General features: G+C 70.1%; 8 protein-coding genes. 6 read left to right on the top strand and 2 right to left on the bottom strand.

Annotation, left to right across the window (positions count from 1 at the left end):
* The first annotated feature begins 70 nt into the window (after positions 1–70).
* The 4 genes from ACFV1J_RS10415 (at position 71) to ACFV1J_RS10400 (ending at position 3362) form a co-directional block, all read left to right on the top strand.
* Positions 71–1093: a DUF1648 domain-containing protein gene (locus tag ACFV1J_RS10415; protein WP_385856960.1), complete on the top strand. Its 1023-nt coding sequence runs from the start codon at positions 71–73 to the stop codon at positions 1091–1093.
* A gap of 1 nt (position 1094) precedes the next feature.
* Entirely contained in the window at positions 1095–1454 is a 360-nt protein-coding gene (locus tag ACFV1J_RS10410) for a GntR family transcriptional regulator (RefSeq protein WP_385856885.1), read from the top strand.
* A gap of 109 nt (positions 1455–1563) precedes the next feature.
* Positions 1564–2379 (top strand): nucleotidyltransferase domain-containing protein, encoded by an 816-nt coding sequence (locus ACFV1J_RS10405; RefSeq protein WP_385856884.1) that lies wholly within the window; start codon positions 1564–1566, stop codon positions 2377–2379.
* 251 nt (positions 2380–2630) lie between these two features.
* Complete coding sequence (locus tag ACFV1J_RS10400) at positions 2631–3362, top strand: S16 family serine protease (protein WP_385856959.1); 732 nt, start codon at positions 2631–2633, stop codon at positions 3360–3362.
* Positions 3363–3431: 69 nt separating this feature from the next.
* On the opposite strand, the gene sigJ is transcribed toward ACFV1J_RS10400, so the two are convergent.
* Positions 3432–4367 (bottom strand): RNA polymerase sigma factor SigJ, encoded by a 936-nt coding sequence (sigJ, locus tag ACFV1J_RS10395; protein ID WP_385856883.1) that lies wholly within the window; start codon positions 4365–4367, stop codon positions 3432–3434.
* Between the two features lie 435 nt (positions 4368–4802).
* Between sigJ and ACFV1J_RS10390 the strand changes: the two genes are divergently transcribed.
* The gene (locus ACFV1J_RS10390; RefSeq protein ID WP_385856882.1) at positions 4803–7601 is read left to right on the top strand and encodes an aconitate hydratase; all 2799 of its coding nucleotides are present in this window, start codon (positions 4803–4805) and stop codon (positions 7599–7601) included.
* Between the two features lie 104 nt (positions 7602–7705).
* Here ACFV1J_RS10390 and ACFV1J_RS10385 read toward each other — a convergent pair whose 3' ends face one another.
* Positions 7706–11122 carry a GH92 family glycosyl hydrolase gene (locus ACFV1J_RS10385; protein WP_385856881.1) on the bottom strand — a complete coding sequence of 1139 codons (3417 nt, stop codon included), beginning with the start codon at positions 11120–11122 and terminating at the stop codon, positions 7706–7708.
* Positions 11123–11556: 434 nt separating this feature from the next.
* Between ACFV1J_RS10385 and ngcE the strand changes: the two genes are divergently transcribed.
* Positions 11557–12996 (top strand): N-acetylglucosamine/diacetylchitobiose ABC transporter substrate-binding protein, encoded by a 1440-nt coding sequence (ngcE, locus tag ACFV1J_RS10380; protein ID WP_385856880.1) that lies wholly within the window; start codon positions 11557–11559, stop codon positions 12994–12996.
* Positions 12997–13057 lie beyond the last annotated feature (61 nt).

The raw sequence follows: 13057 nt of genomic DNA, 5'->3' as shown, positions 1-13057 counted from the left end.
GCGCACTGAATAGCTCCCAAATGGTACGCATCCAGCGAAGGGCGTGAAGGGTGTGAAGGGTGTGAAGCGCATGAAGGGTGCGTCGGGGGACGGGATCGGGACCGGGGCGCGGTCGCGTTCCGGTGCGGCGTCGAACGGGCCCCTGCGGGCCCTGATCGCCGCCTTCCCCTTCGTTGCCGCGCTCGTGACCGTGGTGCTCGTGTACGCGGTCGTCGCCGGCCGGCTGCCCCAACCGCTCGCGACCCACTTCGGCGAGGGAGGCCGGGCCGACGGCTACGGCACCGGCCAGGACCTTCTGACGATGGCTCTGGGGCTGCTCGCGGTGTTCGGCGCCGTCTTCGGTGCTCTCCTCCAGGCGCGTGCCTTCCGCTCCGCATCCTCCTGGCTGATCGCCGGTGGATACGCCACGGCCGCGGGGATCGCCTATCCCAGCTGCCTCACCCTGCTCCTCAACGACGGTGTCGCCGATGCCTCGGCCGTGCGGCTGCCGTTGTGGCATGTGCCCCTGATACTGGCGGCCGCCCTGGTCGCCGGTGTGCTGGGCCGGCTGCTGGCCGGCGCACCGCCCCGATCGCCGCACCCGGCGTCCGGTGGAGCGCCCCGGCTCGACCTCCCGGCCGGCACGGCCGCCGGCTGGTCACGCACCATCAGCTCACCCCTGCTGTGCGTCGTCGGCGGCGTGCTGTTCTGCGCCGGGCTCGTCCTCGGCCTCCTCGTCGACTGGCTGCCGAGCCTGAGCCTGATCCTCGGGGCGGCCCTGGTCCTCCCCTTCGCCTCCGTACGGGTGACCGTCGACCGCCGCGGTCTGACCGTCGCGCCCACCCTGCTGTCGTCGCGCCTGCACATCCGGCGGGTGCCCCTCGACCGCATCACGGAGGCCGCCGGCCGGCCGATCGCCGCGCTCAGGGAGTACGGCGGCTGGGGCTACCGCCTCCGCCCCGGTGGCAGCGGGCTCATACTGCGCTCGGGTGACGGGATCGTGGTGACGCTCACCGGCGGCCGGACGTTCGCCGTGACGGTCGACGACGCGGCCACCGCCGCCGCCCTGCTCAATACGTACGCCGACCGCGCGCGGTCACGGCAAGGAGGCTGAGGTGCTCTTCCGCGTTGATCCCGGCTCGTCCGTCCCGCTCGGCGACCAGATCGCGGCGTCGGTCCGCGGGGCGATCGCCGACGGCACCGTCAGCGCCGGGGAGCGGCTGCCGGCCGCCCGGGAACTCGCCGCGTCCCTCGGCGTGAACGTGCACACGGTCCTGCGCGGCTACCAGCGCCTCAAGGAAGAGGGGCTGATCGAACTCCGCCGCGGCCGCGGCGCGGTCGTCACCGGCACCACCTCGCCGGCCCGCGCCCGCCTCGGGGAGTCCGCCGCCCGCCTGATCGCCGAGGCCCGCCAACTGGGGCTCTCCGACGAGGAGATCGTGGGAGTGGTGCGGGTGGGGCTGAACGGGCAGTGAGGGGTGGAAGGGCCGGGTGGGCCGGGTGGCACGGAGCCGAGAGACCCGTCCGCCCGGCCGTCCGTGACGGCCACTCCCCGCGCTGCGCCGTACGGGTCACACTGCCGCCATGGAACCCACCCAGGCCCCGCGCACCGACGCCCTCCTCCAGCGTTTCCGCACCACCCTGCACACCCACCTGCCGCTGCGGGCCCTGTGGGCGCACGGGTCGCTCGCCGGCGGTGACTACCAGGAGGGCCGCAGCGACCTCGACCTGATCGCGGTCCTCGACCGGCCGTACACCGCGGAGGAGGAACGGCACATCGGCGCGCTGCACCGCACGCTGGACGCCACCGACCCGCTCGCCCCGCATCTGCACCGCAGCTATCTGGTCGCCGACGACACCACCGCCGACCCCGGGCGCACCCACCTCACCTGGGCTCACCGGGAACTGCTGCACCGCCCGGTGAGCCCCGTCACCCGACGCGAACTCCACACGTTCGGCCGCGTCCTCTCCGGTGACGCCCCCGGCGCGCTGCTCCCGCCGGTGACCGATACCGAGCTCGCCGCCTACGTCCGTGACGACCTGCGGAGTTACTGGCGCCCCGCCCTGGACCACCCGGCGCGCTGGCTCCAGGACGCCTGGGTCGACCTCGGACTGCTGACCCTCGCCCGCGCCACGGTGACCCTGCGCGACGGCACCCTGATCATCAAGGCCGGGGCGCTGACCGTCCTCGGCGAACTCGGCGCACCGGACGCCGTCGTCACCGACATCAGAAGCCGGCGGTACGGCCCCCGGCCCCCGGTCGTCCCCGCGGACCCGGAGCGCCCCGAGCCCTCGCCCTGGCTCCTCCACCGCGCCGACCTCACCCGGGCCTTCCTCGGCCCGGCGATCGACCGCACCCTCGCGACGTACCGCGACGGTGCGGACCGAGGTGGCAACTAACCCCTACCGGGCACAACTGCCTTTGATTTACGCCTAGTTGACAGGCGGGCGGGGTCGAAAGGGCATGGCCTCCCGGGGTCGGTGAAAGCGGGCAATTGCCGTGACCTAGATTGGGCCGGGTGACCACGCGCCTCTCCCGTGACGGAGCCCCGACGCCTTCGCAGACACCCACGCCCACGCCGACGTCGGCTCCCGGTCGTTCCCGGTCCCGCGCCCGCGTACGGGGGGTCGCGCTCGGTGTCGTGCCGCTGGTGGCGCTGCTCGCCGTCGCGGGGTTCGCGCCGCTGCCGTACTCCATTGCGCGGCCCGGGCAGACCACGAACGTGCTGGGGGAGGACGGCGGCGCGGAGGTCATCTCGATCAGCGGCGCTCCGGCGCGCAAGACCCGTGGCCAGTTGCGGATGGTGGCGATCCAGGCGACCGGGCCGCATGTCGACATCCATCTGGGCCAGGTGGTCGATGCCTGGTTCCGTACGGACCGGGCGGTGATGCCCAAGGATGCCGTCTTTCCTTCCGGAAAGTCCGATGCGCAGGTCGCGGAGCACAACCTCGCGGACATGAAGTCCTCCCAGCGGGCCGCCGTCGGCGCCGCGCTCGGGCTGCTGCACAAGGACCCGGACCGGGTGAAGGTGTCCTTGCGGCTCGACGATGTGGGCGGGCCCAGCGCCGGGCTGATGTTCTCGCTCGGCATCGTCGACAAGCTGGCCGGCGACGGCAGCGGCGGCGACCTCACCGGCGGTCGCACCATCGCCGGTACGGGGACGATCGACGCCGACGGCACGGTGGGTGCGGTCGGTGGCGCGGCACTCAAGACGCAGGCGGCGCGGCGGGACGGGGCGGGCGTCTTCCTCGTGCCGAAGGAGGAGTGCGCACAGGTGCAGCCCGCACCGGCGGGGCTGCGGCTGGTGCCCGTCACCACGCTCAAGAGCGCGGTGCGGGCACTGCGCGCACTGGCCCGGGGCGGCGCGGTCCCGCACTGCTGAGGCCGCCCACCCCGGCCCTCAAGTCACCGTCCTCTTTGGCCGGTTGACCTCACTCTCCTGCGGGCGCGTTCAGTCGGTGCTCCGGTGACCCTCCGTGTCATCGTCATCGCCCTCGTCATCGCCCTCGTCGAGGATGGTCAGGTCCAGTCGCCGCAGCCGCTCCAGGTCGGCGAGGATGTTGATCTCGACGATCTTGCCGTGCGCGACGGTGAAGTCCATGACGGAGAAGAGCCGGCCGTTGTGCACCGTGATCAGCCCGGGCGCGCCGTTGACCAGGGCCGGCCGGGAGGACAGCGACAACCGGGAGAACAGCAGGGCCTGTTCGACGACCGTCCGGGCGCCGCGGACGAGCTTCGAGATGCCGCCGGGCGCGGCACCGGCGTCCGCCCGCAGCACCACATCGGGGTCGAGCACCGCGAGCAGCGCGTCGAAGTCGCCGCCGCGCGAGGCGGCGAGGAAGGCGTCGACCACCTCCCGCTGGCGGGTGAGGTCGATCTCCGGCGCCGGCGCCGTGCCCCGGACCCGCCGCCGGGCGCGGCTGGCGAGCTGCCGGGCGGCGGCCGGCGTACGGTCGATGACCGGCGCGATCTCGTCGAAGGGCATCGCGAACATGTCGTGCAGCACGAAGGCCAGCCGCTCGGCGGGGGAGAGGGCCTCCAGGACGACCAGCAGCGCGAGCCCCACCGAGTCGGCCAGCAGCGCCTCCTGCTCCGGGTCGACGCGGTCCGGGTGGCTCACGATGGGCTCGGGGACGTGCGTGTCGAGGGAGTCCTCGCGGCGCGCCTTGCGCATCCGCAGCTGGTCCAGGCAGACCCGCCCCACGACCGTGGTCAGCCATCCGCCCAGGTTCTCCACCCCGTCCACGCCGGACCGGTTCAGCCGCAGCCAGGCCTCCTGAACGGCGTCTTCCGCCTCGCTGAGCGAGCCCAGCATCCGGTAGGCCACCGCCCGCAGATGCCCCCGGTTCTGCTCGAACTGCTCCGCCAGCCACTGAGTGTCGGTCATCGGTCTCCTGCCTCCCCGTCAAGGTGCGTCATGATGATGACGTAGTGGACCGGCACGATGTGACAGTTACATGACGTCACGTGGGTGTCACGCGCTGACCGGATGGTTGACATGGCTCCGGGCCGCGGCGAGGACGACCGGGTCGCCGTCTACGAGGTGATCGCCGACCCGGCCCGCCTTTCAGCAGCTCACCCTCGGGACCCCCGGAACCGTCACTACGCGGCCGGAGCGCGGGGAAGCAGCACAGGAAAGTCGGGGCATGACCGCGCCGCCCTGATGTACTAGAGTTATCTCGACATCGAGATATCTGCCGAGGCGCACCGCAGCCGCCACCCCGGTAAGGGTTACCTAACTAAGCCTTACCTTAGCGGATCGCAGGGGAGTCGTGGCGGCAGGATTGCGGAGAGCACGCGCACATTGATGAAGGAGACTGTCGTGTCGGCGAACAGCTTCGACGCCCGCAGCACGCTGCAGGTGGGCGACGAGTCGTACGAGATCTTCCGGCTGGACAAGGTCGAGGGCTCCGCCCGTCTGCCGTACAGCCTGAAGGTGCTGCTGGAGAACCTGCTCCGCACCGAGGACGGCGCGAACATCACCGCCGACCACATCCGGGCGCTCGGGAGCTGGGACTCGCAGGCCCACCCCAGCCAGGAGATCCAGTTCACGCCGGCCCGCGTGATCATGCAGGACTTCACCGGTGTGCCGTGCGTCGTGGACCTCGCGACCATGCGTGAGGCCGTGAAGGCACTGGGCGGCGACCCGGCCAAGATCAACCCGCTGGCCCCGGCCGAGCTGGTCATCGACCACTCCGTCATCGCCGACAAGTTCGGCACGAAGGAGGCCTTCGGCCAGAACGTCGAGCTGGAGTACGGCCGCAACAAGGAGCGCTACCAGTTCCTGCGCTGGGGCCAGAAGGCGTTCGACGAGTTCAAGGTCGTCCCGCCCGGCACCGGCATCGTCCACCAGGTCAACATCGAGCACCTGGCCCGCACCGTCATGGTCCGCGGCGGCCAGGCGTACCCCGACACCCTCGTCGGCACCGACTCGCACACCACGATGGTCAACGGCCTGGGCGTCCTGGGCTGGGGCGTCGGCGGCATCGAGGCCGAGGCCGCGATGCTCGGCCAGCCGGTCTCCATGCTCATCCCGCGCGTCGTCGGCTTCAAGCTGACCGGTGAGCTGCCCACCGGCACCACCGCCACCGACCTGGTCCTCACGATCACCGAGATGCTGCGCAAGCACGGTGTCGTCGGCAAGTTCGTCGAGTTCTACGGTGAGGGCGTCGCCGCCACCTCCCTGGCCAACCGCGCCACCATCGGCAACATGTCGCCCGAGTTCGGCTCCACCGCCGCGATCTTCCCGATCGACGGCGAGACGCTCAACTACCTGAAGCTGACCGGCCGTTCGGAGCAGCAGGTCGCGCTCGTCGAGGCGTACGCCAAGGAGCAGGGCCTCTGGCTGGACCCGAAGGCCGAGCCGGACTTCTCCGAGAAGCTGGAGCTGGACCTCTCCACCGTCGTCCCGTCGATCGCCGGCCCGAAGCGCCCGCAGGACCGCATCGTCCTGGCGGAGGCCGCCCAGCAGTTCGCCAAGGACGTCCTCAACTACGTCGAGGCCCCCGTCGCGCAGTCGCCGGCCGCCGCCGCGTCGCCGGTCGACGAGGCGAGCGCGGAGTCCTTCCCCGCCTCCGACGCCCCCGCCTACGGCAGCCAGGAGAACGGTGCCGGCGCGCCGCAGCACGCCGACGGCACCGGTGCCGCCGTCCCGTCCCACCCGGTCACCGTCACCGCCCCCGACGGCTCGACCTACACCCTCGACCACGGTGCGGTGACGGTCGCGGCCATCACCTCCTGCACCAACACCTCGAACCCGTACGTCATGGTCGCCGCGGCGCTGGTCGCCAAGAAGGCCGTCGAGAAGGGCCTGACCCGCAAGCCGTGGGTCAAGACCACCCTCGCCCCGGGCTCGAAGGTCGTCACCGACTACTTCGACAAGGCGGGCCTGACGCCGTACCTGGACAAGGTCGGCTTCAACCTCGTCGGCTACGGCTGCACCACCTGCATCGGCAACTCCGGCCCGCTGCCGGAGGAGGTCTCCAAGGCGGTCAACGACCACGACCTGGCCGTGACCTCGGTGCTCTCCGGCAACCGCAACTTCGAGGGCCGGATCAACCCCGACGTCAAGATGAACTACCTGGCCTCGCCGCCGCTGGTCGTGGCCTACGCGCTCGCCGGCTCGATGAAGGTGGACATCACGCGCGACGCCCTGGGCACCGACCAGGACGGCAACCCGGTCTACCTGAAGGACATCTGGCCGACCGAGTCCGAGGTGAACGACGTCGTCGCCAACGCCATCGGCGAGGACATGTTCTCCAAGTCCTACAGCGACGTCTTCGCGGGCGACGCCCAGTGGAACGCGCTCCAGGTCCCGACCGGCAACACCTTCGAGTGGGACCCGCAGTCCACCTACGTCCGCAAGCCCCCGTACTTCGAGGGCATGACGATGGAGACCACCCCGGTCTCCGACATCACGGGCGCCCGCGTGCTCGCCAAGCTGGGCGACTCGGTCACCACCGACCACATCTCCCCGGCCGGTGCGATCAAGGCCGACACCCCGGCCGGCCAGTACCTCACCGAGCACGGCGTCGAGCGTCGCGACTTCAACTCCTACGGCTCCCGCCGCGGTAACCACGAGGTCATGATCCGCGGCACCTTCGCCAACATCCGCCTGCGCAACCAGATCGCGCCGGGCACCGAGGGCGGCTACACCCGCGACTTCACCCGCGACGGCGGCCCGGTCTCCTTCATCTACGACGCGTCGCAGAACTACCAGGCCGCCGGCATCCCGCTGGTCGTCCTGGCCGGCAAGGAGTACGGCTCCGGCTCGTCCCGCGACTGGGCGGCCAAGGGCACCGCGCTGCTCGGCGTCAAGGCCGTCATCGCCGAGTCCTACGAGCGCATCCACCGCTCGAACCTCATCGGCATGGGCGTGCTGCCGCTGCAGTTCCCCGAGGGCCGGAACGCCGAGTCGCTCGGCCTGACCGGTGAGGAGAGCTTCTCCATCGCCGGCGTGACCGAGCTGAACGACGGCACCACGCCGCGCACGGTCAAGGTCACCACCGACACCGGTGTCGAGTTCGACGCGGTCGTCCGCATCGACACCCCCGGCGAGGCCGACTACTACCGCAACGGCGGCATCATGCAGTACGTGCTGCGGTCGCTGATCCGGAAGTAACCCACCGGCAGCCGCACCCGGCAGCAGCGCCACGACGGGCCGCACTCCCTCGACCGAGGGGGTGCGGCCCGTCCGCGTGCGCGCGGTGGTGTCACCGCCCGGGATCACCGGCCGTCCGGCGCTCCCAGCAGCTCGACCTCGGCGAGCGTGGCGGTGCCGTCGGGCACCAGCCGGTAGTGCCGGTAGTCCGCCGGGCGGGCGAGCGCGAAGACCCGGGTCTGGCGGTCCCAGGCGAACGACTCGGCCGAGCGCCGGTCCAGCTGTGTCCAGTGGCTGCCGTCCGCGGAGCCCTCCAGCCGCCAGCCGGTCGGCGCGCTGCCGCGGTCGGCCGAGGTGAGGGTGTACGAGGTGATCCGGGCCGGCCGGGGCAGGTCGATCGGCGCCGCGGTGAGCGGGGCCGCCGTGTCGGAGGTGTTGTCGAAGAGCGGGCCGGCGGACGGATCGGTGGAGTCCGCGGGTGGCACCGGCACCTTGTCGTCCTCGGTCAGGGACGTGGGCGCGGCGTGCGGGCCGGTGCCCCAGGAGGACGGCCGGTCGCCCATGGCGAATTCCAGGGTGCCGCCACGGGCCAGCAGCCGGTGCGGCAGCGCGGTGGAATTCCACGGCTTTCCGTTGAACCGGAGGCCCTGGACATAGACGTTGCGGGCATTGTTGCGCGGGGCGTTGACGACGAGGTCGCGGCCGTTCTCCAGATGGATCGTGGCCTTGGTGAACAGCGGCGAACCGACCGCGTATTCGCCCTGGCCCATCACCAGCGGATAGAAGCCGAGCGCGCTGAAGACGTACCACGCGGACATCTCGCCGTTGTCCTCGTCGCCCGGATATCCCTGGCCGATCTCACTGCCGAGGTAGAGCCGGGAGAGTGCCTCCCGGACCTTCTCCTGGGTCTTCCAGGGCTGCCCGGCCGCGTCGTAGAGATAGGCGATGTGGTGTGACGGCTGGTTGCTGTGGCCGTACATGCCCATCCGGGTGTCGCGGGCCTCGGTCATTTCGTGGATCACGTCGCCGTACGAGCCGGCGAATTCCTTCGCGGCGGTTTCCGGGGTGGCGAAGTAGGCGTCCAGCTTCTTCGCCAGCGCGGCGCGGCCGCCGTAGAGGTTGGCCAGGCCCCGGGTGTCCTGGGGCGCGGTGAAGGCGGCGGTCCAGGCGTTGGTCTCGGTGTAGTCGTGGCCCCAGACGCGGGGGTCGAACTTCTCCGGGGGCAACCGCCAGTGGCCCTCGGCGTCCTTGCCCTGGAAGAAGCCGATCCGGTCGTCGAAGAGCTTGACGTAATTCCGGGCGCGGCCCAGGAAATACTCGGATTCCTCCCGGTAGCGGGGCTTTTTCGTCTTCTCGTAGAGCGCCTGGCCCATACGGGCGATGCCGAAGTCGTTGAGACAGCCCTCCAGCGCCCAGGACAGGCCCTCACGGGTCTCGGTGCTCGTATAACCGAGGAAGGGCGCGGTGTTCATGCCCTTGCGGCCGACGCCGGAGCCGGGCGGGGCGACCGTGGCGTTCTTGACGGCGGCGGTATAGGCGGCCTCGGCGTCGAATTTCACGCCCTTGACGTAGGCGTCGGCGAAGGCCACATCGGAACTCGTACCGGTCATCAGGTCCGCGTATCCGGGCGACGACCACCGTGAGATCCAGCCGCCGTCCTTGTACTGCTGGACGAAACCGTCGACCATTTTCCCGGCCCGCCGCGGGGTGAGCAGCGAATAGGCCGGCCAGGTGGTCCGGTAGGTGTCCCAGAAGCCGTTGTTGACGTAGATCTCCCCGTCGACGATCTTCGATCCGGTGCGGGTCGGGGTGTCCGGGCCGGTCTGCGGGGAGAACGGGCTCGCGTAACGGCTGCGCGAACCGGCCTGCTCGAAGCCGGAGTTGGGGTAGAGGTAGAGCCGGTAGAGGTTCGAGTACAGGGTGGTCAGCCGGTCGCGGGTGGCGCCCTGGACCTCGATGCGGCCGAGCAGCGCGTCCCACTGCGCCTGCGCCCGCTGCTCGACGGTGCCGAAGGCCGTGCCGGCCGGGATCTCCCGGTTCAGGTTCGCCCTGGCCTGGTCCACGCTGATCAGGGAGGTGGCGATCCGCATCGTCACGGTCCGGTCGGCGCCCGGCCGGAAGCGGAGGTAGCCGGTGACGTCCTTGCCGCCCCCGCCGTCCAGCCTTCCCCCGCCGGTCACCGGAGCGTCGAAGACGCCGTAGACGAAGAGCCGGGTGGCGCCGACGGACAGCCCGCTGCGGACGTCCGAGAAGCCGGTGACCACACCGCGGTCGGTGTCCAGGCTCAGCCCGCCCTTGTTGTTGACGTTGTCGAAGATCAGGCTCGCCCGGTCGCCGGGGAAGGTGAAGCGCATCAGCGCGGCGTGGTCGGTCGGGGTGATCTCCGTCTTGAGGCCGTTGTCGAAGGTCACGCCGTAGTAGTGCGGCCGGGCGGTCTCGTTGCTGTGGTGGAACGGCAGCGCCCGGCCGGTGCGGGAGGCGTCCGGGGTGCCGTCCGCGACGGACGGCATCACCTGGAAGGTCTGCCGGTCGCCCATCCAGGGACTGGGTTCGTGGCTGGCGCTGAACGCCTGGAGGGTGGGCAGGTTGTCGGCGTTGTTCTTCCGCGCGTACTCGTAGAGCCAGTCCGCGGAGCCGGCGTTGGTCACCGGGGTCCAGAAGTTGAAGCCGTTGGGGACGGCGGTGGCCGGGAAGGTGTTGCCGCGCGAGAAGCTGCCGCTGGAGAGGGTGCCGCGGGTGGTGACGGCGTAGTCCGACAGATGGGCCGGCGGCTTCTCCGGCGGGGTGGGCCGCAGGGTGATGTCGTCGACCCAGCCCCGGAAGGCGGGCGCGGCCGAGGGGGCCTTGGGCGCGTCGTAGGCCACCAGGATCCGGTCGACGGTCTTGCCGGCGGCGACCGCGCCGATCCGCGAGGTGCGCTGGTTCCACTGGTTGACGTAGAGCATTTTGGACGCGGCCTGGCCCTGGGGGGTCAGCGGGGCGCCGTGCTGGTCGACCGCGGACAGCTCGCTGAGGTACGTGCCGTCGGTGAAGGCCAGATCGACCGCGACATGGGTCGCCGGGTAGGACAGATCGGTTCTGGCCATCTCCGGGAAGACCAGGTACGACAGCGAAGTCGACGCCGTGACCGGGACGTTGACGTCAAAGATCTTGTTGTACGCGTATCCGCGGCCGTCGGCGGTGTGGGTGCCGGCGTACCGCAGCGCATGCCCGCCGGTGAAGCCGGCGTGGGCCTTGGCGGTGGGGGAGTCGGCCGGCCCGGTGTCGGTACGGGTGCTCATACCGGGCGCCGCGGGGGTGGTCTCCGGGCTCACGCCGGAGGCCCTGGGCCTGCCGTCGGGCCCGGTCTCGGCGGTGTCGGTCCAGTCCGGTCCGGGCTGGCCGGATTCGAAGGAGGAGCTGAACTCCGCGTCCGCGCGGGGGGTGTGGGGCGGCGCGGCCCGGGCCGGGCCGGGGAGGGTGAGGACGAGCAGAACGGCCGCGGTGAGGGCGGCCGGGCGGGTGATGCCCCGCAGATGACGGTGCCGGTGTCGGATCCGCACGCGAGCCCTCTCAACCAGTGTGACATCGTTGTCAGTTGAATGGCGCCAAGATAAACAGAGATAAGTAACGTGCGTGCGGACTTTGGTGTCAAGGGTGTCGCTGTGATCGGGGTGCCGGTCGTGCCGCGAGGTGATCCGGACGGCCGCCGGCGCGGATTGGCCGCATGTCGGCGAGGTCTCAACTAGGGAAAGATGCCCGCCCAACCCTGCATTCGATCTTGCCCCTTCGGCTGGAAGTGGACTATACCTGTCGGCGTCCGACCGGCCGTACGACCAAGGCCGTGGATCCGGGGGGAAGGCGGGGAACGGATGAGTGACCCGCATTTTCCCAGCGAGCCCGATGCACATCCCGTACAACTCAGCTTCATCTGACCCGCGGTGCCGGGGTGGCTCCGGTACACCGCCTGAGTCCTGAAGAAGGCGAGGACTTGAGCATGGGATCCACCTCAGAATTCAATCGTCGTGATCTGGTCAAGCGAGCCGCAGCCCTGGGGATCGTCGCCGTACCGGCCATGAGCGTGCTGTCCGCCTGTGCCAGCGGTGGGGGCGGCGGCGAGGACAAGGTCGAAAAGGGCAAGAAGTCGGCGAAGAATCCGCTGGCGGTCAACGATTCGGCCGGCCTCGACGTGGTCATCTTCGACGGCGGATTCGGCGACAAATACGCCAAGGACGCCCAGGCCCTGTACGTCAAGTCCTTCCCGAAGGCCGACGGCAAGGTCAAGCTGTCCTCCACCCAGAAGATCCAGTCGACCCTGCAGCCGCGCTTCAACGGCGGAAACCCCCCGGACCTGGTCGACAACTCCGGTGCCGAGCAGATGGATTTCGGCACGCTGGTGGCCAAGGACCAGCTGACCGACCTCACCCCGCTCCTGGACGCCCCCTCCGTCGACGACCCGAACAAGAAGGTGCGCGACACCCTGCGCCCCGGTGTCGTCGAGATGGGGCAGTTCGGCGGCAAGGAGACCTGGATCCTCTACTACGCCTACACGGTGTACGGCGTGTGGTACTCCAGGAGCAATCTGCAGAAGCTCGACGCGGAATACCCCGAAACCTGGGACGACATGCTCGCGCTGTGCGCGAAGGCCAAGAAGAAGGGCGTCGCGGGCTGGACGTACCCCGGTAAGTACCCCTACTACCTGCCCTTCAGCCTCTATCCGTTCATCGCGAAGATCGGCGGCGAAGAGGTCCTGAAGAAGATCGACAATCTGGAGCCCAACGCCTGGAAGGACCCGGCGGTCAAGGCGGCCTTCGAGGCCTATTACGAGCTCTACCGCAAGGGATATGTGCTGAAGGGCTCGCCCGGCCTGGACCACCTCCAGTCGCAGAAGGCCTGGGCCGAGGGCAAGGCGCTGTTCATCCCCAACGGCTCGTGGGTGGAGAACGAGTCGGCCAAGCAGATCGCGAAGAACCCGAACTTCGACCTCGCGGTGGGCGCCCCCTCCAGCCTGTCCTCCTCCGACAAGATGCCGTACGGCACGATCTGGGCGTCCGGCGGCGAACCGTACATCGTCCCGAGGAAGGCGCGGAACGCCGAGGGCGGAATGGAATTGCTGCGCATCATGCTCAGCAAGCGGTCCGCCCAGAACTTCATCAAGCAGGTGTCCTCGCTGACCTCGCTCAACGGCGGAACGGAAGGACTGAAGCTGCCGCCGGGTCTGGCATCGGCGCAGGCGGTGCTGCAGAAGGCGGGCCAGAACATCGTCAATCCGCGGCTGCAGGACTGGTACGTGGCGCTGCAGAAGGAACGCATCGGCGTCGGTGCGCTGGGCGAGATGATGGCCGGCCGGATGACGCCCGACGAGGCCATCACCAAGATCCAGAAGTACGCGGACGAAACCCGCGATGATTCCAGCGTGAAGAAGTACAAGCGCTGACCGATACATCGTCCGACGCGTCACCGGCGGTGGGAACGCAGGCAGAGAGCGGGATCGGTAG

The organism is Streptomyces sp. NPDC059649, from assembly GCF_042734445.1.
Lineage (GTDB): Bacteria > Actinomycetota > Actinomycetes > Streptomycetales > Streptomycetaceae > Streptomyces.
Note: the sequence above shows the minus strand (reverse complement) of the source record. Positions and strands in the feature narration are given on the sequence as shown.